Raw genomic sequence first — 22,879 nt, 5'->3', positions numbered from 1 at the left:
TCACTGAATAATGCATGAAACCCATTCGTCCAAGACATGACGCCCTTTCATATGCCTTCCAAAACCGGTTGAGGTAGAATGCCCCCTTTTCTGCCCCGATCCTTGAGGACCGCCATGTTCAGCCGTGATTTGACTATTGCCAAGTACGACGCCGATCTCTTTGCCGCCATGGAGCAAGAAGCTCAGCGCCAGGAAGAGCACATCGAGCTGATCGCTTCGGAAAACTACACCAGCCCAGCGGTGATGGAAGCTCAAGGCTCGGTACTGACCAACAAGTACGCCGAAGGCTACCCAGGCAAGCGTTACTACGGTGGTTGCGAGTACGTCGACGTGGTCGAGCAATTGGCCATCGACCGCGCCAAGCAGCTGTTCGGCGCCGATTACGCCAACGTCCAGCCACACGCAGGTTCCCAGGCCAATGCCGCCGTGTACCTGGCGTTGCTGTCGGCCGGTGACACCATCCTGGGCATGAGCCTGGCCCACGGCGGTCACCTGACCCACGGCGCCAGCGTTTCCTCCTCCGGCAAACTGTACAACGCCGTTCAGTACGGTATCGACGGCAATGGCCTGATCGACTACGACGAAGTCGAGCGCCTGGCCCTCGAGCACAAGCCGAAAATGATCGTGGCCGGTTTCTCCGCCTACTCCCAGATCCTCGATTTCCCGCGCTTTCGCGAGATCGCCGACAAGGTCGGGGCCTACCTGTTCGTCGACATGGCCCACGTTGCCGGCCTGGTTGCCGCTGGCGTGTACCCGAACCCGGTGCCATTCGCCGACGTGGTCACCACCACCACCCACAAGACCCTGCGCGGTCCACGTGGCGGCCTGATCCTGGCGCGCGCCAACGCCGACATCGAGAAGAAGCTGAACTCGGCGGTATTCCCAGGCGCCCAGGGCGGCCCGCTGGAGCACGTGATCGCGGCCAAGGCGATCTGCTTCAAGGAAGCCCTGCAGCCTGAGTTCAAGGCCTACCAGCAACAAGTGGTGAAGAACGCCAAGGCCATGGCCGGCGTGTTCATCGAGCGCGGCTTCGACGTGGTGTCCGGCGGTACTGAAAACCACCTGTTCCTGCTCTCGCTGATCAAGCAAGAGATTTCCGGCAAAGACGCTGACGCGGCGCTGGGTAAAGCGTTCATCACCGTCAACAAGAACTCGGTACCCAACGATCCACGTTCCCCGTTCGTCACCTCGGGCCTGCGTTTCGGCACCCCTGCGGTGACCACTCGCGGTTTCAAGGAAGCCGAGTGCAAGGAACTGGCTGGCTGGATCTGCGACATCCTGGCCGACCTGAACAACGAAGCGGTGATCGACGCCGTGCGTGAGAAGGTCAAGGCGATCTGCAAGAAGCTGCCGGTATACGGCGCCTGATAGCAGTAGCAAAAAAGAAACCGGCCCCAGTGGCCGGTTTTTTTATCGTTGGAAAACCACTCGCCCCACGCGTGGATGGTCAGTGGAGCGCGGCTTCGAAGCCGGCGCGGATCTTTTCTTCGGGCAGTTCATCGGCGATGAACACGATAACGCTTTCTCGGGCCTCGCCTGGCGCCCAATCGGTGTCCCAATCGAAACCGTACAATTTGAGCACACCCTGGAATACCAACCGACGGGACTCGCCCGCGATGTTCAAAACGCCTTTGTAGCGCAGCAACTGCTTGCCGTGTTCTTCCAGCAACTGGTTCATGAAGTCGCTGAGCTTGTCGATGTCCAGCGGCTTGTCGGTGCGCAGCACCAGGCTGCTGATGCGATCGCCCGTGGTCGCCTTGCCAACCGGACGAAGGCTGAGCCCGGCGCCCAGGTCCGCATTGAGGTTGAAACCGCGGATGTCCAGCAATTCGGCCAGGTCGATCTTGCCGTGTTCGACCACCCGAATCGGCGCCCGCCGGTTGATGCGCATCAGGCGTTCGCGAAGAGCCTCGACATGGGCCGCGTCGACCAGGTCTGTCTTGCTCAATAGCAGGCGATCGGCAAATCCGACCTGGGCCTGGGCAATGGCCTGGGCCAGGTGGGTGTCGGCATGCGCGGCATCCACCAAGGTCAGGATACCGTCGAGGATGTAGCGCTCACGCAGGTCCTCGTCGATGAAAAAGGTTTGCGCCACCGGTGCGGGATCGGCAAGACCGGTGCATTCGATCACTAGGCGGTCAAATTGGATCTCGCCGCTGTCCAGCCGCTCGAGCAACAAGTACAGGGCCTTGGTGAGGTCGGTGTGGATGGTGCAACAAACGCAGCCGTTGGCCAGGGTCATGACCTGCACCGGCTCTTCGCCCAGCAACTGGGTATCGATGCCTGCATCGCTGAATTCGTTCTCGATCACGGCAATTTTCAGGCCGTGCTCGGCCTTGAGCAGATGACGCAGCAGCGTGGTCTTGCCAGCGCCGAGGAAGCCGCTGAGGATCGTGACCGGGATGGGAGAGGACAAACTGAATCTCCTTGATGCCTGAAAAAGAAAGCGGATCCTGTGGGAGCGAGCTTGCTCGCGATGGCGTCAGGTCAGTCAATTCATCATTAACTGACCCACCGCTATCGCGAGCAGGCTTGCTCCCACAAGGGATGGGCCTCAGTTCAACAGCACTTGGGCCCGGCCTTGCCGCCGTAACGGGCCTCTTGGCGCTCTCGGAAGAACGCCTCGTAGTCCATCAGCGGCTTGTCCGGGTGCTTGGTTTGCATGTGCTCGACGTAGTTGTCGTAGTCGGGCATGCCGACCATCAGGCGGGCGGCCTGACCGAGGTATTTACCGAGGCGACTCAAGTCATTGAACATCGTTGCAATCCTCTATCAAGCGTCCGGCAGGGCCTGGAATGGCGCTTCTTTGTCCGTGCGCTCTTTCGTGCCCCAGGCGGCGATGCCGACCTTGAGCGCGTAGAACAGGATGCTGAAGACCACGAACAGGAACAATACCGTCAGCGTTGCGTTGGTGTAGGCATTGAACACCACGTGCTGCATCTGCTCGATGCTCTTGGCCGGGGCCAGGATCTGGCCGGCGGCCAGGGCATCGTTGTATTTGCGCGCCAGGGCCAGGAAGCCGATCGCCGGGTTGGCGTCGAACAGCTTGATCAGGCCCGCGGTGGTGGTGCAGATCAGCAGCCAGCTCGCCGGCAGCAGCGTGACCCAGACGTAGCGCTGGCGCTTCATCTTGATCAGCACCACGGTGGCGAGCATCAGGGCGATACCGGCCAGCATCTGGTTGGAGATGCCGAACAGCGGCCACAAGGTGTTGATGCCGCCCAGCGGATCGATCACGCCCTGGTACAGCAAGTAACCCCACAGCGCGACGCAGCCGGCGGTGGCGATCAGGTTGGCGGTCCAGGATTCGGTTCGCTTGAGGGCCGGCACGAACGAGCCGAGCAGATCCTGCAGCATGAACCGCCCGGCACGGGTGCCGGCGTCCACCGCGGTGAGGATGAACAGCGCTTCGAACAGGATCGCGAAGTGATACCAGAAGGCCATGGTGTTCTCACCCGGCAGCACCGAGTGCAGGATCTGCGCGATACCGACCGCCAGGGTCGGCGCACCGCCGGCACGGGCCAGGATGGTGGTTTCACCGATGTCCTTGGCCACCGCTTGCAGCGCGTCGGGAGTGATTGCAAAGCCCCAACTGCTGACGGTCTGGGCCACGGCCACCACGTCAGTGCCGACGATCGCCGCCGGGCTGTTCATGGCGAAGTACACGCCCGGCTCGATCACCGAGGCGGCAACCATCGCCATGATGGCCACGAAGGACTCCATCAGCATGCCGCCGTAACCGATGTAGCGGGCATTGGTTTCGTTATCCAGCAGCTTGGGCGTGGTGCCCGAGGAGATCAGCGCATGGAAGCCCGAGACCGCGCCGCAGGCGATGGTGATGAACAGGAACGGGAACAAGCCGCCCTTCCACACCGGCCCGGTGCCGTCGGTGAACTGAGTCAGCGCGGGCATTTTCAGCTCGGGCATGGTGACCAGGATGCCGATCGCCAGGGCGACGATGGTGCCGATCTTGAGGAAGGTCGACAGGTAGTCCCGTGGCGCCAGGATCAGCCACACCGGCAGGACCGCCGCGACAAAACCGTAGCCGATCAGCATCCAGGTGATCTGGATTCCGGTGAAGGTGAAGGCCTTGGCCCAGACCGGATCGGCGGCGATCTGCCCGCCCAGCCAGATCGAACCCAACAGCAACAGCACGCCGATGATCGAGATCTCGCCGATGCGGCCCGGGCGGATGTAGCGCATGTAGATGCCCATGAACATCGCGATCGGGATGGTCGCCATCACCGTGAAGATGCCCCACGGGCTCTCGGCCAGGGCCTTGACCACGATCAGCGCCAGCACCGCGAGGATGATGATCATGATCAGGAAGCAGCCGAACAGCGCGATGGTGCCGGGAATGCGGCCCATTTCCTCGCGCACCATGTCGCCCAGGGAGCGACCGTTGCGGCGGGTGGACAGGAACAGGACCATGAAGTCCTGCACCGCACCGGCCAGCACCACGCCGGCGATCAGCCAGAGCGTGCCGGGCAGGTAGCCCATCTGCGCGGCCAGCACCGGCCCGACCAGCGGCCCCGCGCCGGCAATGGCCGCGAAGTGGTGGCCGAACAGGATGTGCTTGTTGGTCGGGACGTAGTCCAGCCCATCGTTGTTGAGCACGGCAGGCGTGGCCCGGCGCGCATCGAGTTGCATCACGTTGTTGGCGATGAAGAGGCTGTAGTAGCGATAGGCGACCAGGTAAATGGCCACGGCTGCGACGACGATCCAGAGGGCGTTGATCGCCTCGCCTCGACGCAATGCCACGACGCCCAGGGCGCACGCTCCTACGACGGCCAGCAGTAGCCAGGGCAGATGGCGTAGCAGGCTATTATTGTTTTTCATTTTTATATTCCAGCCAGGGTGGACAAGAAAGATAGCCACTGGAGTTTAGCGCTAACCAGCGTAAAGGCCATACCCCGACATTCGTCGGCCACTGACCGAACGACAACGACGGCGCGCCAGTTGGGTCTATAGTCAGTGGATCTTCAGGGGGAACGGGTAATGAGCGAACGCCGCCGCTTCGTACGAATTGAATTCCATGCCAGGACCGAACTGAGCCAAGGGCCCTTCATCTGGCCAGTAAAGTTGCTGGACCTGTCCCTCAAGGGGCTGCTGATCGAAAAGCCCCAGCCTTGGCTCGGTGATCCCGAGGCGCCTTTCATGGCAGACATCCACCTGAGCCCGGAGGCAGAGGTCAAGATGGAAGTCCGGCTGGCTCACGACGACCACGGCCACCTGGGCTTCGTCTGCGAGCATATCGACCTGGATTCCATCGCCCACTTGCGTCGATTGGTGGAACTGAACCTGGCCGACCATGATGAACTGGAGCGGGAGCTGGCGGCGTTGATCCACATTTGAATCCAGCAGTGCCCCCTGTGGCGAGGGGATTTATCCCCGCTGGGCTGCAAAGCAGCCCTAAACCTGACAACTCGGTGTGCCAGGTTGATTGGGGTCGCTTTTTTGGGGCTGCTGCGCAGCCCAGCGGGGACAAATCCCCTCGCCACAGATAAATCCGCTCACCACAGTGGACCGCACCCGCCTCGGTGCTATTCGAACAACGCATCCAACGCCTGCTCCAGACGTGTCACCGCGATGATCTGCAACCCCGCCGGCGCCTCCTTCGGCGCATTGCCCTTGGGCACGATGGCGCGCTTGAAGCCATGCTTGGCCGCTTCTTTCAGCCGCTCCTGGCCACTGGGCACCGGTCGCACTTCTCCCGACAACCCCACTTCCCCAAACACCAACAAATCGTGGGGCAGCGGCCGGTTTCGCAGGCTGGACATGACCGCTGCCATCAGTGCCAGGTCGGATGCGGTCTCCAGCACCTTGACTCCGCCCACCACGTTGAGAAAAACGTCTTGGTCGTGCGTAGGAATCCCGCCGTGCCGGTGCAGGACAGCCAGCAACATCGCCAATCGGTTCTGATCCAGCCCCAACGTGACACGGCGCGGGTTCGCCAGGTGACTGTCATCCACCAACGCCTGCACTTCCACCAGCATCGGTCGGGTGCCTTCCCACGTAGCCATGACAACGCTGCCTGGAACTTCTTCCTGTGCGCGTGTCAGAAAGATCGCCGAGGGGTTGGATACTTCCTTCAAGCCCCTGTCGGTCATGCCAAATACACCCAGTTCGTTGACGGCGCCGAAGCGATTCTTCACCGCCCGCAGCAATCGCAGGCGACCATCGGATTCGCCTTCGAAATACAGCACGGTATCGACCATGTGCTCCAGCACCCGGGGCCCGGCTAGCGCGCCTTCCTTGGTGACGTGGCCTACCAGGAAAATCGCCGTGCCGCTCTGCTTGGCGTAACGCACCAGCAACGCAGCGCTCTCGCGCACCTGGGAAACGCCGCCCGGGGCCGATTGCAGTTGTTCGGTAAAAATCGTCTGGATCGAGTCGATCACCATGACCTTGGGTTTTTCCAGGCGCGCCGTGGCGATGATCGTTTCGATGCAAGTCTCGGTCATGACTCGCAACTGATCCTGGGGCAACCCCAGGCGTCGGGCGCGCATGGCCACCTGCTGCTGGGATTCTTCGCCAGTGACATACAGCGCCGGCATGCGCGTGGCGAGATTGCACAACGTCTGCAACAGGATGGTGGACTTGCCGATGCCCGGATCGCCGCCGATCAACACCACCGAACCGTCCACCAGACCACCGCCCAGCACGCGGTCCAGCTCACCGGATGCCGTGGAGAACCGCGGAATTTCCTCAACGCTGACCTCGGCCAGCGTCTTGATCTGCGCCTGCTGGCCGGCCCAGCCCGTACGCCCGGTGGGCGCCGCCGCGCCGCCGCTTTCCACCATGGTTTCGGTCAGAGTGTTCCAGGCCCCGCATTCGCTGCATTGGCCGGCCCATTTGGGAAAGGTCGAGCCGCACTCGGTGCAGCCGTACATGCGCTTTGCCTTGGCCATCTGAACTCCGGGTAAAAACCGCGATGATAACAGCCGGGCTTTACCGCGGGGCCGGCATTCTGATTTCACCCTTTGCCAGATCTGCCGGGGTGTTGCCCAACGGATCCCTGGCCTCCAGGTCGGCCCCTTTGGCCTTCAGGGCATCGAGCAACTCGCCACGCTTGAACAGACCGGCATACATCGCGGCGGTCTGCCCGGCACCGTTGCGCTGGTCTGGACTGCAATCGGTGGACAATAAACGACGCGCGATCTGCACTTCGCCCTTGAAAATCGCCCCCATCAACGCGGTGTTGCCACGTTTGTCCTGGGCACAGGCATCCGCCCCGGCGACCAACAGACGCTCGACCGCCGGGCCATGACCGTGATACGCCGCCAGGATCAGCGCGGTGTAGCCCTTCTCATCCCGCGTGTCGAGCGAATAGCCGGCCTCGATGAAGGTATCGAGCATCGGCACATCGCCCCGGCGGGCGGCATCGAAATAATAATCTTGCAACTGTGCCCGCACCTCATCCGCGTCGGCGGTCGGAGCCTGATCGGCCAGCACAGCCCATGACCATGTGATTAATATCAATGAAAGGAACTTACGCATCATGACCTCTCCATGCGACTGCGAATTATGGGAGCCGAACCCACTCGGCTCCCATAAGCGGATCAGTCGCTCAGCTTCTCGGCCAGCGCCTTGACTCGCGCCAGGTCGCCCTTGGCGACACGGGCCACTCCCGTCCCGTATTCAGGATCGGCCTTGTAGAGGAACGACAGGATGATGTGCTTGCTCTCGTCATCGGTAGTCGCCAAAGACCCACCAAAACTCTCGATCAAGTCACTGCGCTCCTTTTGGTTGAACGAGCGGTACAGGTCGCCCGCCTGCTTGAAGTTCTGCTCGCGCTGAATTTTCGCCTGTTGGGTGCTACCGGTCAGCTCGGCCTGGCTATAGCGCGCCGCTTGTTGTTCTTCACGGGGCATCAAGCGGCTCGGCTGGTAATTCACACCGGTGCTGGTCTTGCCAAAATTCATCGCGCCATCCTGGTTGCCGTTGTTGACAGCGACCTTGGGGGCATTGATTGGCAACTGCAGCGCGTTCGGCCCAATCCGGTACATTTGCGTATCGGCGTAGGAAAACACCCGCCCCTGCAACAACCGGTCTTCCGAAGGCTCGATACCCGGCACCAGGTTCGCCGGCGCCATTGCCACTTGTTCGGTTTCCTGGAAAACATTCGCCGGATTACGGTTCAACACCATTTGCCCAACTTTTCGCTCCGGAACATCCGGCCATATCTTGGTCGCGTCCAATGGATCGAAGTCAAACTTGGCCAGGTCCTGAGGCTTGAGCACCTGGATGAACAAGTCCCACTTTGGAAAGTCCCCCTTATTGATATGGCTGACCAAATCGTTGGTCATATGGCTGTAATCCTGTCCTTGTACCTTCACCACTTCTTTCGGGTCGAGATTTTTGAGGCCCTGCAAACTTTTCCAATGAAACTTTACGTAACTGATCTCGCCCTTTGCGTTGATCAGTTTGTAAGCATGTACACCGTTACCGTCCATCTCGCGGTAACTGGCTGGTGTCCCGGAGTTTGAATACAACTCGGTCAGGGTGCGAGTCGCTTCTGGAACATGGGAAAAGAAGTCGAAACGACGGGAGTCATCATCCAGGTTGGTTCGCGGATCGGGTTTGAACGCGTGGACCATGTCAGGGAACTTAATAGCGTCACGGATGAAAAATGTCGGAAAGTTATTACCCACCAGATCCCAGTTACCCTCCGCCGTATAGAACTTGGTGGCAAAGCCACGCGGGTCGCGCAGTGTTTCGGGCGAATGATTGCCATGCACCACGGCGGAAAAACGTACGAACACTGGCGTGACCTGGCCCGCCGCGAAAACCTTGGCCTTGGTCAGGTCGCTCAAATCATTGGACACGGTAAATTCGCCATGGGCACCGGTGCCACGGGCATGGACGACGCGCTCGGGGATACGTTCGCGGTCGAACCGCTGGAGCTTCTGGATCAGTTGAACATCCTGCAGCAAGGTTGGGCCATTGGGCCCCGCCGTTTGCGAGTTCTGGTTGTCGCCTACCGCTGCACCATTATCGCGAGTCAGCGTGGCGGCATGGATGGACAGGGAAAACAGGCTGGCGGTCAGCACAACAAGGGAACGGCGACCGGACATAGCGCCGAGGCCTAGGGAAGTGTTCATTGAAGTTTCCTCTGATTTTATAAAGCGCATCCATGTGCGCCTTTCAGAGGCTAGTGCTCGGAAAATGAAAACCTAAATAGAAATGCCATACCGCGCTGATAGAAAAAACAATATAGGGACTCAGCCCTGAAGCGCGTATCGCGCGCGATTGGTGGCACTTTGTAAACTTTTCGCGGGGGGCCGGGTCGATTACAGGCACGCTTTGTAAGCAATCATGTCGAGCGAGACACCGATGACTGGCTTACACTGCGGCTATCAACTCATCTGTCACAAGGAATCATTCATGGGCGTGCTAAGCGAGTTCAAGGCCTTCGCGGTCAAAGGCAATGTCGTCGACATGGCCGTCGGGATCATCATCGGTGCGGCTTTCGGCAAGATCGTTTCGTCGTTCGTGGGTGACGTGGTCATGCCTCCGATCGGCCTTCTGATCGGCGGGGTGGACTTCAGCGACCTGGCCATCACCCTCAAGGCCGCCCAAGGCGATACGCCGGCAGTTGTGCTGGCCTATGGCAAATTCATCCAGAGCACAGTGGACTTCATCATCGTCGCGTTCGCGATCTTCATGGGCGTCAAGGCCATCAACCGGCTCAAGCGCGAAGAAGCCGTCGCCCCGAGCGCCCCCCCTGTGCCGACAAAGGAAGAGCTATTGCTGAGTGAGATCCGCGACTTGCTCAAGGCCCAGAACGAACGGCCCTGATATTCCCGCGCCTAGAAATGGCGTCCCCGGGACGCCATTTTTCTACCAATAGTTTTCCACCGCTACCTGGCCGGGCCGGCGGGTGAGGCTCAGTTGCAGGCCCCTGGCCTTGAGCAGCTTGCGCGTGTCGTCAATCATCTGGGGATTGCCGCACAGCATGACCCGGGAATGCTCAGGCGTCAGCGGGACACCGGCGACCCGTTCCAGCTCACCGTTTTCTATCAACGTAGTGATTCGCCCATTAAGGGCCTCTGGAACCTGCTCACGGGTGACGGTCGATATAAACCGGAACTTATGCGCGTATTCGGCCAGGTAGTCTCGCTGGAACAACCCCTCGATAAGGTCTTGGTACGCCAGTTCCCTGGCCTCCCGCGCACTGTAGACGAGGATGATCCGTTCGAATTTTTCCCAGACCTCGAAATCCTGCAGGATCGAAAGAAACGGGGCGACACCCGTTCCCGTGGACAACAGCCATAGATCACGACCGTCGACAAAACGGTCCAGCGTCAAATAGCCAAAGGCCTGGCGCTCGACCAGCAGATTATCCCCTGGTTTCAGACGGCTCAGCTCGCTGGTGAATTCACCGCCCGGGACGACGATCGAAAAGAACTCGAGAAACTCGTCGAACGGCGATGACACCATGGAATAAGCGCGCCAGACGGTGCTCCCATCCGCCTTGACGACACCGAGCCGGGCGAACTGACCAGCCCGGAAGCGGAAACCGCGATCCCTGGTGGTGCGTAGCGTAAACAAGTGAGGCGTCAACGTTTGTACGTCGACCAGTCTCTGGCGGGTAAACTTTTCTGCATTGTCGGTCATGGGGCACTCCAATCGAACAAGGCCTGCAGTGTCCCGCAAAGTGAGGATATTAACCACCGCCGAAGATTGATAGCGTTAAGCCACCCACCTTGTACATCGGCGGATAAAGCTCTACAAAGTTAAAAACATGTATCAAAAACACTGTTAGTAAAGTGACTTCGTCAATAGCGACGACGCCAGACAAAAGAAAAAAATCTAACTACCGAGCAAGGAAAAGTCCTACACTCATTTTCGCGTCACCGATTGGATCCACCTCGTTGAAAGTTCCAAAGGAGAAATGCAATGGACGAGTGGAAGGACTTGCAACTGCGAAAACTGTCATGTGAAAAGGACTTGCAAAGGGCCTATCGTCTGGTACTGGATTTCTTTAATTTTCAAGGATTTGAATACTGTGCCTTTGCCGCATACTCGGGCGTTCCCGATCGGTATGCCAGCAAGATCAATATTAATAATTACCCTTATGGATGGGACCGGCTTTATGAACAAAATGGTTACGTCAACAATGACCCGATAGTGGCGCATTGCAACCAGTCCGCATTACCGATCCTGTGGAGTGAGAGTGCATTTTCCGAAGCACCCAAGTTATGGCGGGAACTTAACCGACAGGGTCTCAGGCACGGCTGGACACAAGCCATACATGATGAGCACGGCTCCCATTACAGTTTATTCAGCCTCGCCAGGACGCATTGTCCGATCGATGCCGACGAGCACTATGGGAACCTTGGCTATGCCATCTTCGCCAGCCAGAAATTGCATGCTCTGGCGGGCAAGAAGCTGGTCGACAATATGGTGCCCCCGCAAACCTACCACCTCTCCCCCCGGGAGATCGAAGTGCTGAGGTGGTCCGCCGAAGGAAAGACGGCGTCGGAGGTCGGGCGCATCCTGTGCCTGTCCGAACGTACCGTGAATTTCCACGTCTGCAGCTGCATGCGGAAGTTGAACGTGACCAATAAAATCTCGGCGGTGGCGAAAGCTGCGCACATCCATGTGATCTAGGTAACCACTCAGTCCGCAAAAACCCACGGGTAATGCCTGGCAAAAAAACGTACCATTTACGGCCCCACTTGAATGATGACGCGCCTAGTCCGCGACGCAGTTCATTCAGGAGGTCCCGCTGACAGACCTGCCCAAGGCAGCGGGACACCCGTTGATTTGCCAGAGTCCCAGCCATGCCCTTGCTCGATACTCCCTTCGCCCAACTCGACCTGATCCGCCAGCCCGAACAGCCGAACGAACCCCTGCAAGCGTTCGACGCTGCCGATGAATATCTGCTTGCGCACCTGGCCGAACAGCAACCGGGCGCGGAAACCCGGGTTCTGGTACTCAATGATGGCTTCGGCGCCCTGGCGGCCAGCCTCGCAGGCAAGGTCAAGGTCACCAGCAGCGGTGACTCGTTCCTGGCGCTGCAGGCATTGGAAAAGAATCTGGTGCGCAACGGGTTGCCGTTCGATACGGTGCCCATCGTGCCGGCCAGCGAAGCGCTGACGGGGCCTTTCGATTGTGTCCTGGTCAAGGTGCCCAAGACCCTGGCGCTGCTGGAGGAGCAACTGATCCGGCTGCAAGGGCAACTGGCACCAGGGGCCCAGGTGATCGCTGCCGCGATGGTCAAGCACCTCCCCCGGGCCGCAGGCGACCTGATGGAGCGCTACGTCGGCCCGGTGCAGGCCTCGCTCGCTGTCAAGAAGGCCCGTCTGTTGTTTGCCACGCCGCAACCGAGGACACCGGCCGCTTCCCCTTACCCCACTCGGTATGCGCTGGATGAGCCGAACATCGAGTTGCTCAATCACGCCAACGTGTTCTGCCGTGAAGGGCTGGACATCGGCACCCGCGCCTTCCTGCCGCACCTGCCCAAGAACCTGGGCTCGGCGCGTGTTGCGGACCTGGGTTGCGGCAACGGCGTGCTGGCCATTGCCAGCGCCCTGGCTAACCCGGACGCTCGCTACACCCTGGTGGACGAGTCGTACATGGCCGTGCAATCAGCCGCCGAAAACTGGCGAGCCGCCCTGGGCGAGCGCGAAGTGATCGTGAGGGCGGGCGATGGCTTGGCCGGGCAAGAAGCGCAGTCCCTGGATGTGGTGCTGTGCAACCCGCCCTTCCATCAGCAGCAAGTGGTGGGCGATTTCCTTGCCTGGCGCATGTTCCAGCAGGCCCGTGAAGCGTTGGTGGTCGGCGGCGCGCTGTACATCGTCGGCAACCGCCACCTGGGCTATCACAGCAAGCTGGCGCGGCTGTTCCGCGGTGTCGAGCAGGTGGCCGCCACGCCGAAGTTCGTGATCCTCAAAGCCCGCAAATAACTCCGTCAGTGAGTCGTCAAACCCGCGGCGTTCATGAACATCCGCATCAAGCTGGCTACGATGAACAATGCCAGCACGCTACCGGCCCAAATCGCCGCCAGCCAACCGAGCCGCTGCCATAGCGGCTTTTTTTCCGCGGCCTCGATGTCTTTCAAGTCAGGCTTGGCCATCTTCGGCACCTCGCAGGTCGGTCAATGGTAGCCATCGTCATGGGTCACCTTGCCGCGGAACACGTAGTAGCTCCAGAAGGTGTACACCAGGATCAACGGAATGATGAACAACGTGCCGACCAGCATGAAGCCCTGGCTCTGTGGCGGCGACGCGGCGTCCCAGATCGAAATGGACGGCGGCACGATGTTCGGCCACAGGCTGATGCCAAGGCCGCTGTAACCCAGGAAAATCAGCACCAGCGTCAGGATGAAAGGCGTGTAGTTGGCGTTGCGGGCCACGGCGCGGAACAACCCGTACATGGTCACCAACACCAGGATCGGCACCGGCAGGAACCAGAACAGGTTCGGCAAGGTGAACCAGCGCGCGGCGATATCGGCATGGGCCAGTGGGGTCCAGATGCTGACGATGCCGATCACCGCCAGCACCACGAAGGCCAACGGCCTGGCCAGGTCATGCATCTGTTCTTGCAGCTTGCCTTCGGTCTTCATGATCAGCCAGGTACAGCCGAGCAAGGCATAGGCGGCGATCAGCGCCAGGCCGCAAAACATGGTGAACGGCGTGAGCCAGTCCAGGGAACCGCCGGCGAACTGGCGATTGACCACTTCGAAGCCGTCGATGAACGCCCCCAGGGCGACCCCCTGGAAGAAGGTCGCCGTCAGCGAGCCACCGATAAATGCCTTGTCCCAAAGATGCCGCTTCTCGGCCTTGGCCTTGAAGCGGAACTCGAACGCCACGCCCCGGAAGATGAGCCCGATGAGCATCAGAATCAGCGGCAGGTACAATGCCGAGAGCACCACCGAATACGCCAGCGGGAACGCCCCGAACAGCCCTGCCCCGCCCAGCACCAGCCAGGTCTCGTTACCGTCCCAGACCGGCGCGACGGTGTTCATCATCACGTCGCGGTCGCGCTCGCCCTTGACGAAGGGGAAGAGAATGCCGATGCCCAGGTCGAAGCCGTCCATGATCACGTACATCATGATGCCGAAGATGATGACCACGGCCCAGATCAGCGGAAGATCAATACCCATGACTCAATTCCCCTTGTTCGAGCTGTCGTTGTGGTCCACTTCGTCGTCGCCTTCGTTGGCGGCCGACAATGGACGGGCCGGGGTGCGTTTCTGACCGGGGCCACCGTCGGTCGGCTCGGCTTCCTGGGCCACCGGGCCCTTGCGCACCAGACGCATCATGTAGCTCAACCCCGCGCCGAACAGCGCGAAATACACCACCACGAACATGACCAGGGTGAAGCTCATCTGCGCAAAGCTGTGGCCGGACGACGCATCCGCCGTGCGCATCAAGCCGTAGACTACCCACGGCTGGCGACCGATTTCCGTGGTGAACCAGCCGGCCAGGATCGCGATCAGCCCGGAAGGCCCCATCCACAGCACCAGGTGCAGGAACGGGCGGGATTGGTAAAGCCGGTTGCCGCGGCGTAGCCAGAGGCTGCACAGCCCAGTGAATATCATCAGCAACCCCAGGCCCACCATGACCCGGAACGACCAGAACACGATGGTCGAATTCGGTCGATCCTCAGGCGGGAAATCCTTCAGCGCCGGCACCTGATCGGTCAGCGAGTGGGTCAGGATCAAGCTGCCCAGGTACGGGATTTCCACAGCGAACTTGGTTTGCTCGGCCTTCATGTCCGGCCAGCCGAACAGAATCAGCGGCGTGGGTTCGTCGCCGACGTTTTCCCAGTGCCCTTCGATGGCGGCAATTTTTGCCGGCTGGTGCTTCAGCGTATTGAGACCGTGGAAGTCACCGATTACCGCCTGTACGGGCGCGACCAGCAGGGCCATCCACATCGCCATCGACAACATGCGGCGAATGGCCGGGTTATCGCGACCGCGCAGCAGGTGCCAGGCCGCCGACGAGCCGACGAAAAACGCGGTGGCGACAAAGGCCGCGACCGACATGTGCATCAGCCGGAACGGAAACGAGGGGTTGAACACCACGGCCAGCCAGTCCACCGGAATGACTCGGCCATCGATGATTTCGTAGCCTTGCGGGGTCTGCATCCAACTGTTGGACGACAGGATCCAGAAGGTCGAGATCAGCGTACCGATCGCCACCATGACCGTGGAAAAGAAGTGCAAGCCACGCCCCACGCGATTCCAGCCGAACAGCATTACGCCGAGGAAGCCCGCTTCGAGGAAGAATGCCGTGAGCACTTCATAAGTCAGGAGCGGCCCGGTTACAGCGCCAGCGAAATCCGAAAAACGGCTCCAGTTGGTGCCGAACTGATAAGCCATCACCAGCCCGGAGACCACCCCCATGCCGAAGTTGACGGCGAAAATCTTCGACCAGAAGTGATACAGGTCGCGGTAGGTATCGTCGTGTGTCTTCAGCCACAGGCCTTCGAGTACCGCCAGGTAACTCGCCAGGCCAATGGTGATGGCCGGGAACAGGATGTGGAACGAGATGGTGAACGCGAACTGGATTCGGGCGAGATCGAGCGCCTCCAAACCGAACATAAGTCTTCCTCTGTCAGGTAAAACCGGCTGCGGGCGGGGCTTGCATCACAGCCCCCAGGGATATGGAGTGCGATGCTTTTAAAATCGTTCTTTTTAAACCGTCACAACGCAGGACTTTGGCCCAATGGCCGCCAGCACAACGCCCCAAGGGGATTGACCTGGGTCAAGCAATGTTCAAAGAGTAGTCGCTATATGGCCGATGGACGGCGTGGTTTTTTGTCGCGTGGCAGGTTGTCCCAGGTGCTCAGGACATAAGTAAAAACTCTTGTGGCGAGGGGATTCATCCCCGCTCGATCGCACAGCACTCGCAGAAGCTTGGGGCCGCTTAGCGCCCCAGCGGGGCGGTGCGACGTTTCGCTAAATCCCCTCGTCACAAATGTTCCCTCAAGCCAATATCGATGTTTGGCTAACTATTTTTCCAACCACCGCAACTTCCTGTTACAGCTCAGTGATAATCTCGACCTTCCCATCACCGGACCCCGTCACAGATGCCCAGCCAAGCGCCCCTTCTGCTCCGTCACCATCGTCCCTTCATTGCTTTCTGGCTGGCTCGGATATTCACCGCCAGCGGTTTCCAGATGCTGACGGTGGCCATCGGCTGGAACCTCTATCAATTGACCGGCAATGTCCTGGACCTGGGGCTCGTCGGCCTCGTGGAGTTCGCCCCACGGGTGCTGTTCATGCTGCACACCGGGCACGTGGCGGATCGATACGATCGACGTAAAGTCGCGGCCATCTGCCAATCGTTGCAAGCCATGATCGCCCTCACCCTGGCGATTGGCAGCGCCAGCGACAACGTTACGCGCGAGATGATCTTCATCCTCGCGTTCCTGCTCGGCGCGGCCCGCTCCTTCGAAATGCCGACCACCCAGGCGCTGTTGCCGAGCATTGTCCCTGCCGCGTTGTTTCCCCGGGCAGTGGCCGCCGCGCAATCAGCACAACAATCGGCCACCATCGTCGCCCCGGCCCTGGGCGGTTTGCTGTACGCCTTTGGCAGCGTCTGGGTCTATGGGCCAACCGTGTTGCTTTATGTCATCGCCTGCTGCCTGATGCTCAACCTGCCTGCCCGGCAGACACCGCTGAATAAAGGCAAGGCGACCCTCGACTCGCTGTTGGCCGGTATTCGCTTCATTCGCAGCCGCCCGGACATCCTAGGGGCGATCTCTCTGGACTTGTTTGCGGTGCTGTTGGGCGGCGCCACCGCGCTGTTGCCGGTATTCGCCAAGGACATCCTGCTCACCGGCCCCTGGGGCCTGGGCCTGTTGCGTTCGGCGCCGGCGGTCGGGGCCTTGCTGATGTCGCTGTGGCTGGCGCGGTTTGCCGTGGAACGCAAGGTGGGCCGGGTAATGTTTACCGCCGTGGGCGTGTTCGGCGTCGCCACCATTGCGTTCGGCCTTTCCACGTCGTTCTGGTTCTCCCTGGCGGTATTGGTGGTGCTGGGCGCGGCGGACATGATCAGCATGGTCATCCGCGCCTCCTTCGTGCAGTTGGAAACGCCCGACGAGATGCGCGGTCGGGTCAGCGCTGTGAATGGGTTGTTTATCGGCGCCTCGAACCAGTTGGGCGAATTCGAGTCCGGGATCACCGCCCACTGGTTCGGCACGGTGCCGGCGGTGGTCATGGGCGGCGTCGGCACGCTGCTGGTGACCGGGGCCTGGATCAAACTGTTCCCGACCCTGGCCAACCGTGACCGGATGCACGAACCGGTGGACGAGGCGAAAGCCTAGAGCAACTTATCCAGGGTGATGGGGAAATCCCGCACCCGTTTGCCCGTGGCATGGTAGATCGCATTCGCCACCGCCGCGGCCACGCCGACAATGCCGATTTCGCCGACGCCCTTGGACCCGAGGGCGTTGACGATCTCGTCATGCTCTTCGACAAATATCACGTCTATCTCGCCAATGTCGGCATTCACCGGCACATGGTACTCGGCCAGATTGTGGTTCATGTGGCGGCCAAGGGCATGGTCGGTCAAGGTTTCTTCGTGCAGTGCCATGCCAACGCCCCAGACCACCCCACCGAGGATCTGGCTGCGGGCAGTCTTCGGATTGACTACCCGGCCCGCCGCGATGGCGCTGACCACTCGGTTGACCTTCACCGTGCCAAGGTCTTCATCCACCAACACCTCAACGAAAACCGCCGAATGCGTGGCGGTCGCATAGGCCTGGCGTTTTTCATCCGGTCCGGTGGCGACCTCCGCCTGCAACGGCATTTCGCCGCTTTTTTGCGCCAGCTCCGCCAGGGCGACACGGGCCTCGCCCATGCGCAGTTCACCGTCGATGAATGTTACCTGCTCAAGGGTCGCGCCGCTGAAGGCAGGACAGGACTGACGGGCCACGGCGAGCAGCTTTTCCCTGAGCGCTTCGCAGGCTTTCTGCACCGCCGTGCCCACCGACGAGACGGTAAATGATCCACCCTGCAATGGTGCCGTTGGCAGCGACGAGTCGCCCAGGACAAAGGTGACGTCCTCAAGGGAAACGCCTGACGCCTCGGCGGCAATTTGAGTCATGACGGTATAGGTGCCGGTGCCGATGTCCGTCGTTGCGCTGCTGACGGTCAACTTGCCGTTGGCGTCCAGCGAGGCGCGGGCACTGGCTTTTTGCTGCATGGCTTCCCACACGCCGCCCGCCATGCCCCAGCCCACCAGTTGCCGGCCGCTGCGCATGCTGCGCGGTTCGGGGTTGCGCTTGCTCCAACCGAAACGGTCGGCGCCCTGGGCGTAACAGGCCCGCAGCTCCTTGCTGGAATAGGGCTTGCCTTCGTTTTCGTTGCGTTCGGCATAGTTGATCAGACGCAACTGCACCGGGTCGATCGCCAGGGCGCAGGCCAGCTCGTCCATGGCACACTCCAGCCCGATCAACCCGAGGGCCGCGCCCGGGGCGCGCATGTCCAGCGGTGTGTACACGTCCAACGGCGCCAGTTTGTACGTCAGTGTCACGTTATCGCAGTGATAGAGCATGCCGCTCCACTCCACCACGTGCTCGGTAAAATCTTCGAAACGCGAGGTCTGGCCAATGGCGGTATGCGCTACCGCGAGCAATCTTCCGTTGGCCGCAGCACCCAATTGCAAGCGCTGGAATGTCCGAGGCCGATAGCCAAACGTAAACATCTGCTGGCGCGTCAGGCTGACCCGTACGGAACGCTTGAGATGCAGCGCGGCCATCACCGCGAGCGCCAATTGGTATTGCGGACGCAGGCCGGAACCAAACGCGCCGCCCACGTAGGCGGCAAATACCCGCACTTGCTCCTTTTCCAGCCCGAATACTTTTTGCACGTACGCCTGGCAGTTCTGCGCGCCTTGGGTCTTGTCGTGGATATGCAGGCTTGCGTCGGGTTGGTACAACACGGTGGAGGCATGGGGCTCCATCGGGTTGTGGTGTTCTATCGGCGTGCTGTAAGACACGTCCACACTCAGGGCTGCGCTCGCGTACTCGCCCTGAAAATTCCCACGGGGCTTGGGCAGTTCTGCAGGTGCTGGATGGGCTTCGTTTTGCAGGATTGTCAGATCGGTCTGATGCCCCTCAGCCTCGTATTCAATCTCCACCAGCGAGCCGGCATAACGGGCCAGCTCCAGGTTTTCGGCGACCACCAGGGCCAGCGGCTGGCCGCTATAGAGGATCTGGTCGTTGAACAGTGGCCGGAACGGCGAGCCCTCCGCCGCGTCGGCATCCTGATAGGGTTCGTCGTAGCTGGCGATTTTGGGCCGATTGGTATGATCGATCACAGCAACGACACCCGGCAGCGCCAGGGCGCGGGAAGCATCGATACCCACCACCCGCCCCCGGGCGATGGCACTGGATACGACACTGCCGTGCAACAAGCCGTCTTCCGGATATTCCCCGGCGTAACGGGCCCGACCGGTCACCTTGAGGAGGCCATCAACCCGGTCCAGCGGTTGGCCTATGGTTTTGCTCGGTGCATTCATCGGGCGGTTCCTCCCACCAGTGCGGCATCGCTCAAGGCGCGGACAATCGCCCGGCGCGCCAACTTGACCTTGAAACCGTTGTGCTCTAGCGGCTCGGCGTCTTGCAGCAGCGCATCCGCGGCGGCCGTGAACGTCTCGCGGCTGACCGCCTGACCCACCAACCAACTCTCCACGGATCGATCACGCCAAGGCTTGTGGGCCACGCCACCCAAGGCCAGGCGAGCCTGGCGAATCACCGGCCCGTCCAGCTCCAGCGCGGCGGCGACCGAGACCAGAGCGAAGGCATAGGACGCGCGGTCACGGATCTTCAAGTACTGGCTGTGTTCGGCGAAGCCTGTGGGCGGCAGCTCGATATAGGTGATCAGTTCATCATCGGCCAGTTGGTTGTCCCGGTCCGGAGCGTCGCCGGGCAGGCGATGGAAGTCGGCGAATTCGATGGTCCGTGGACCACCCCGGCCCAGCACATGGACCACCGCGTCAAGCGCGGCCAGTGCCACGCACATGTCGGAGGGATGAGTCGCGACGCATTGATCGCTCGCCCCAAGAATCGCGTGAATACGGTTCAAACCGGTTCGAGCCGGGCAGCCACTGCCGGGCCGGCGTTTGTTGCACGGCACACCGGCGTCATAAAAATAGTAACAGCGGGTACGCTGCAACAGGTTGCCACCCGTGCTGGCCATGTTGCGCAGCTGTGGCGAAGCACCGGCAAGAATGGCCTGGGAGAGCAACGGATAACGGCGCTCGATCCAGGGATGCCAGGCCAAATCGGCGTTACTCACCAACGCGCCAATCATCACCCCGCCCGATGGCGTTTCGCTGAGGTCAGCCAAGGGCAGCCCGGTGATATCGATCAGGTGCTGGGGGCGGGTGAGGTTTTCCTTCATCAGGTCGAGCAGGTTGGTGCCGCCAGCGATGAAACGCGAATCGGCACTCGACAGCTCGACGGCGGCCTGCAGCGTGTCGGGCTTGCTGTAGCGAAAGGGATTCACGACTCACCTCCGGTCTGCTGGCAGAGCGGCAGGGCTTCTTCGATGGCATCGCGAATGTTGTTGTAGGCACCGCATCGGCAGAGGTTGCCGCTCATCAGCTCGCTGATTTCGGCGCCAGTGCTCGCCCGCCCCTCGTGGGCCAGCGCCACTGCCGAACAGATCTGCCCGGGAGTGCAATAGCCGCACTGGAACGCGTCATGCTTGATGAATGCCCGTTGCATCGGATGCAACTCGTCGCCATTGGCCAGGCCCTCGACGGTGGTCAACTCGGCACCGTCGCACATCACCGCGAGGGTCAGGCAGGCGTTGATCCGTTTGCCGTCGCGCAGCACCGTGCAGGCGCCGCATTGGCCGTGGTCACAGCCCTTTTTGCTGCCCACCAGGTCCAATTGTTCGCGCAGCAAATCGAGCAACGTAGTCCAGGGCAGCACCTGCAACTCGCGCACCGCGCCATTGAGTGTCAGACGTATGGGATGACGGACGAAGGACGCCTGCGTCGCTTCGGACAAGGTCGCGCTCATGGAACACCTCACGGTTGGTCGTACACGCGGCGTTTTGGAAAACCGCCGTCATAAGGGGTACGACTTCGGGGTGGGATGAGCGTTCCAAGACAATTGCCCGCCCCCCAATGCACGAGTCCAGCGCGCCTGTGCAGTACATATGTATCGCACAGACTGTAATGTATCGCCTTACACTCCATTCCATGATTAAATCCTTCCAGCACAAAGGCCTCAGGGTCTTTTATGAAACGGGTTCGACGCGGGGAATTCGGGCAGACCACGGGAAGCGGCTGGCTCGCATGCTTCAGTTCATGGACAGGGCATGCATGCCAAGCGACCTGGACATCCCCGGGTGGCGATTGCATTCGCTCAAGGGTGATCTGGTCGATTATTGGTCGCTGAGCGTTTCAGGGAACTGGCGAATTGTCTTCCGCTTCATCGAGTCCGACATCGAACTGGTCGATTACCTCGACTATCACTGACAGGAGGCTGGAACATGCCCATGCACAATCCGCCACATCCTGGCGAAACATTGCTGGTGGACGTATTGCCCGAGCTGGGCATCACGGTGACCGAACTGGCGAGACACCTCGGTTTCGCTCGACCGCACCTTTCTCGGGTACTGCACGGCCATGCACCGGTCAGCCCAGACCTGGCAGTACGCCTGGAACGCGCAGGCATCGGCAAGGCACGCGTCTGGCTGGGCGTCCAGACCGACTATGACCTATGGCAAGCCGAGCGGCGCGAACAACCAATGATCGAACCCCTTGCCCATCACATTTGACGCTGTCACGCCAACAACTCCGCCGCGACCACGCTCCTCACCCCTTTACCGGCTAATGCTTCCACCAGCGCAAGGGCAAACACCAAGGCGGCGGCGGAACCCTGGGCGGTGATGCAATTGCCGTCCACCACCACTGGCTGGTCGACGAAGCTGCACCCGGACAGTTGCTGGCTCACGGCGGGCAGGCAGGTCATCCGGCGCTGGCGCAGCACGCCGAACGCCTGGAGCACCAACGCCGGGGCTTCGGCGATGGCGGCGAAGATGCGCCCGGCGGCCGCCTGGTCTTTGATCAATTGTTGCAAAGGCGGGTGGGCCGCCAGGTGTTGCACGCCGATGATGCCGCCCGGCAAGACGATCAAGTCGAAATCCTGCACCAGCACGTCCACCAGCATGCCGTCGGCGGTCAGGCGCGTTCCGCGTGCGCAGGTGAGCATGCGACGGCCCTCGATACTCGCCACGACGACTTCAAGCTGCGCCCGGCGCAACACGTCGATCAGCGTCACCACCTGCAAATCATCAACGCCTTCAGCCACGGCGATCAGGACTCGGGGGATCTTGGTTCCAGGCATCATGGGCACTCTCCGCTGGGTAATCCTTCAAGACTAGTCAGCTTTGCCGGGCCCTGTCAGCCGAAGGTCGTCCACGGCATGTCATTTGATGTACAACTGGGTCGACATCCGGTTGCCCGGTGCGTTGATAGACACGTTGCTGAAGCTGAAGGTGCCTTCCTGCTTGCCCTTCAGATCGAAGATATACAAGTAGCCGACCGTTCGCCGGGCTCCGGTCGAACAATCATTGAGATTGCCATTGTCGTATGCACACACCGGTGAACGGGTGCCGTCGACCTCGAAGCCGTCCAGCGTGACATTCGGCTGGTGGCCTATGCCGAGCTCCAGCACGTAGACCTTGATATGCGGGCCACTGTGGTCGCAACGGGTTTGCGCCTGTCCTGCGGAAACGTCTTCGAAACCACAGGCCGGCGACTCGACCTTGAGCACCTTGACCTCGCTCAGCGGTGGTGCCGACGCGGCGTGCGCGACCGGCACGGCCAGCCCCAGGCCGAACACCCAGGCCCATGCAATGTTTTTCATGCGATACATCCCGACCGTCCGAAATCGGGCGCAG

The 22,879-nt window shown here is 60.8% G+C and carries 23 protein-coding genes; 8 read left to right on the top strand and 15 right to left on the bottom strand.

The window, feature by feature from the left end:
- Positions 1-114: 114 nt before the first annotated feature.
- A complete protein-coding gene (glyA, locus tag DOCECA_RS00325; protein ID WP_230153609.1) occupies positions 115-1,368 on the top strand; it encodes a serine hydroxymethyltransferase in 1,254 nt (417 codons plus the stop codon).
- 79 nt (positions 1,369-1,447) lie between these two features.
- Here the strand turns inward: glyA and yjiA are convergent, their stop codons facing one another.
- The 3 genes from yjiA to DOCECA_RS00310 form a co-directional block, all read right to left on the bottom strand.
- Positions 1,448-2,416, bottom strand: a complete 969-nt coding sequence (gene yjiA / locus DOCECA_RS00320; protein ID WP_420767660.1) for a GTPase — start codon at positions 2,414-2,416, stop codon at positions 1,448-1,450.
- A 143-nt stretch (positions 2,417-2,559) separates the two neighbouring features.
- On the bottom strand, positions 2,560-2,757 hold the full coding sequence (locus DOCECA_RS00315) for a YbdD/YjiX family protein (protein ID WP_072390895.1): 198 nt from the start codon (positions 2,755-2,757) through the stop codon (positions 2,560-2,562).
- 15 nt (positions 2,758-2,772) lie between these two features.
- Positions 2,773-4,839, bottom strand: a complete 2,067-nt coding sequence (locus tag DOCECA_RS00310; RefSeq protein ID WP_420767271.1) for a carbon starvation CstA family protein — start codon at positions 4,837-4,839, stop codon at positions 2,773-2,775.
- A gap of 159 nt (positions 4,840-4,998) precedes the next feature.
- Here DOCECA_RS00310 and DOCECA_RS00305 point away from each other — a divergent pair, with 159 nt between their 5' ends.
- The gene (locus DOCECA_RS00305) at positions 4,999-5,355 is read left to right on the top strand and encodes a PilZ domain-containing protein (protein WP_445571295.1); all 357 of its coding nucleotides are present in this window, start codon (positions 4,999-5,001) and stop codon (positions 5,353-5,355) included.
- Positions 5,356-5,543: 188 nt separating this feature from the next.
- Here the strand turns inward: DOCECA_RS00305 and radA are convergent, their stop codons facing one another.
- From radA to katB, 3 genes are all read right to left on the bottom strand, one after another.
- On the bottom strand, positions 5,544-6,911 hold the full coding sequence (gene radA, locus DOCECA_RS00300) for a DNA repair protein RadA (protein ID WP_030140305.1): 1,368 nt from the start codon (positions 6,909-6,911) through the stop codon (positions 5,544-5,546).
- Positions 6,912-6,951: 40 nt separating this feature from the next.
- Positions 6,952-7,500, bottom strand: coding sequence for an ankyrin repeat domain-containing protein (locus DOCECA_RS00295; RefSeq protein ID WP_434676597.1), 549 nt, complete (start codon positions 7,498-7,500; stop codon positions 6,952-6,954).
- A 62-nt stretch (positions 7,501-7,562) separates the two neighbouring features.
- Positions 7,563-9,104, bottom strand: a complete 1,542-nt coding sequence (katB, locus tag DOCECA_RS00290) for a catalase KatB (protein ID WP_434628265.1) — start codon at positions 9,102-9,104, stop codon at positions 7,563-7,565.
- 283 nt (positions 9,105-9,387) lie between these two features.
- On the opposite strand from katB, the gene mscL reads away from it, so the two are divergent.
- On the top strand, positions 9,388-9,801 hold the full coding sequence (mscL, locus tag DOCECA_RS00285; RefSeq protein WP_420767274.1) for a large-conductance mechanosensitive channel protein MscL: 414 nt from the start codon (positions 9,388-9,390) through the stop codon (positions 9,799-9,801).
- A gap of 42 nt (positions 9,802-9,843) precedes the next feature.
- Here the strand turns inward: mscL and DOCECA_RS00280 are convergent, their stop codons facing one another.
- Complete coding sequence (locus tag DOCECA_RS00280; protein WP_420767275.1) at positions 9,844-10,620, bottom strand: ferredoxin--NADP reductase; 777 nt, start codon at positions 10,618-10,620, stop codon at positions 9,844-9,846.
- 282 nt (positions 10,621-10,902) lie between these two features.
- Between DOCECA_RS00280 and DOCECA_RS00275 the strand changes: the two genes are divergently transcribed.
- On the top strand, positions 10,903-11,616 hold the full coding sequence (locus DOCECA_RS00275; protein WP_434562214.1) for an autoinducer binding domain-containing protein: 714 nt from the start codon (positions 10,903-10,905) through the stop codon (positions 11,614-11,616).
- 173 nt (positions 11,617-11,789) lie between these two features.
- Positions 11,790-12,914, top strand: a complete 1,125-nt coding sequence (locus DOCECA_RS00270) for a methyltransferase (protein WP_445571294.1) — start codon at positions 11,790-11,792, stop codon at positions 12,912-12,914.
- A gap of 5 nt (positions 12,915-12,919) precedes the next feature.
- Here DOCECA_RS00270 and DOCECA_RS00265 read toward each other — a convergent pair whose 3' ends face one another.
- The 3 genes from DOCECA_RS00265 to DOCECA_RS00255 are packed head-to-tail and all read right to left on the bottom strand — an operon-like array spanning position 12,920 to position 15,556.
- The gene (locus DOCECA_RS00265) at positions 12,920-13,084 is read right to left on the bottom strand and encodes a DUF2474 domain-containing protein (RefSeq protein ID WP_080942585.1); all 165 of its coding nucleotides are present in this window, start codon (positions 13,082-13,084) and stop codon (positions 12,920-12,922) included.
- Positions 13,085-13,105: 21 nt separating this feature from the next.
- Positions 13,106-14,113 carry a cytochrome d ubiquinol oxidase subunit II gene (cydB, locus tag DOCECA_RS00260; RefSeq protein ID WP_434562210.1) on the bottom strand — a complete coding sequence of 336 codons (1,008 nt, stop codon included), beginning with the start codon at positions 14,111-14,113 and terminating at the stop codon, positions 13,106-13,108.
- A gap of 3 nt (positions 14,114-14,116) precedes the next feature.
- Entirely contained in the window at positions 14,117-15,556 is a 1,440-nt protein-coding gene (locus DOCECA_RS00255) for a cytochrome ubiquinol oxidase subunit I (RefSeq protein ID WP_420767279.1), read from the bottom strand.
- Between the two features lie 488 nt (positions 15,557-16,044).
- Between DOCECA_RS00255 and DOCECA_RS00250 the strand changes: the two genes are divergently transcribed.
- Positions 16,045-17,283 (top strand): MFS transporter, encoded by a 1,239-nt coding sequence (locus DOCECA_RS00250; RefSeq protein ID WP_434562208.1) that lies wholly within the window; start codon positions 16,045-16,047, stop codon positions 17,281-17,283.
- On the opposite strand, the gene DOCECA_RS00245 is transcribed toward DOCECA_RS00250, so the two are convergent.
- From DOCECA_RS00245 to DOCECA_RS00235, 3 genes are read right to left on the bottom strand one after another with little or no spacing between them, the layout of a single operon-like run.
- A complete protein-coding gene (locus tag DOCECA_RS00245) occupies positions 17,280-19,481 on the bottom strand; it encodes a xanthine dehydrogenase family protein molybdopterin-binding subunit (RefSeq protein WP_434562206.1) in 2,202 nt (733 codons plus the stop codon). The two genes, DOCECA_RS00250 and DOCECA_RS00245, sit on opposite strands and share 4 nt — an antisense overlap.
- A complete protein-coding gene (locus DOCECA_RS00240; RefSeq protein ID WP_445571293.1) occupies positions 19,478-20,470 on the bottom strand; it encodes an FAD binding domain-containing protein in 993 nt (330 codons plus the stop codon). Before DOCECA_RS00240 ends, DOCECA_RS00245 begins: the two co-directional genes overlap by 4 nt.
- Positions 20,467-20,991 (bottom strand): (2Fe-2S)-binding protein, encoded by a 525-nt coding sequence (locus DOCECA_RS00235; RefSeq protein WP_434562202.1) that lies wholly within the window; start codon positions 20,989-20,991, stop codon positions 20,467-20,469. The genes DOCECA_RS00240 and DOCECA_RS00235 overlap by 4 nt, the downstream gene beginning before the upstream one ends.
- 182 nt (positions 20,992-21,173) lie before the next feature.
- Between DOCECA_RS00235 and DOCECA_RS00230 the strand changes: the two genes are divergently transcribed.
- Positions 21,174-21,452, top strand: a complete 279-nt coding sequence (locus tag DOCECA_RS00230) for a type II toxin-antitoxin system RelE/ParE family toxin (RefSeq protein WP_420767284.1) — start codon at positions 21,174-21,176, stop codon at positions 21,450-21,452.
- Between the two features lie 14 nt (positions 21,453-21,466).
- Complete coding sequence (locus DOCECA_RS00225; RefSeq protein ID WP_445571292.1) at positions 21,467-21,754, top strand: HigA family addiction module antitoxin; 288 nt, start codon at positions 21,467-21,469, stop codon at positions 21,752-21,754.
- A gap of 5 nt (positions 21,755-21,759) precedes the next feature.
- Here DOCECA_RS00225 and DOCECA_RS00220 read toward each other — a convergent pair whose 3' ends face one another.
- Positions 21,760-22,326, bottom strand: coding sequence for a DJ-1 family glyoxalase III (locus DOCECA_RS00220; RefSeq protein WP_420767286.1), 567 nt, complete (start codon positions 22,324-22,326; stop codon positions 21,760-21,762).
- A gap of 78 nt (positions 22,327-22,404) precedes the next feature.
- Entirely contained in the window at positions 22,405-22,845 is a 441-nt protein-coding gene (locus DOCECA_RS00215; protein ID WP_420767287.1) for a DUF4879 domain-containing protein, read from the bottom strand.
- Positions 22,846-22,879 lie beyond the last annotated feature (34 nt).

The organism is Pseudomonas sp. E102 (assembly GCF_052660185.1).
Note: the sequence above shows the minus strand (reverse complement) of the source record. Positions and strands in the feature narration are given on the sequence as shown.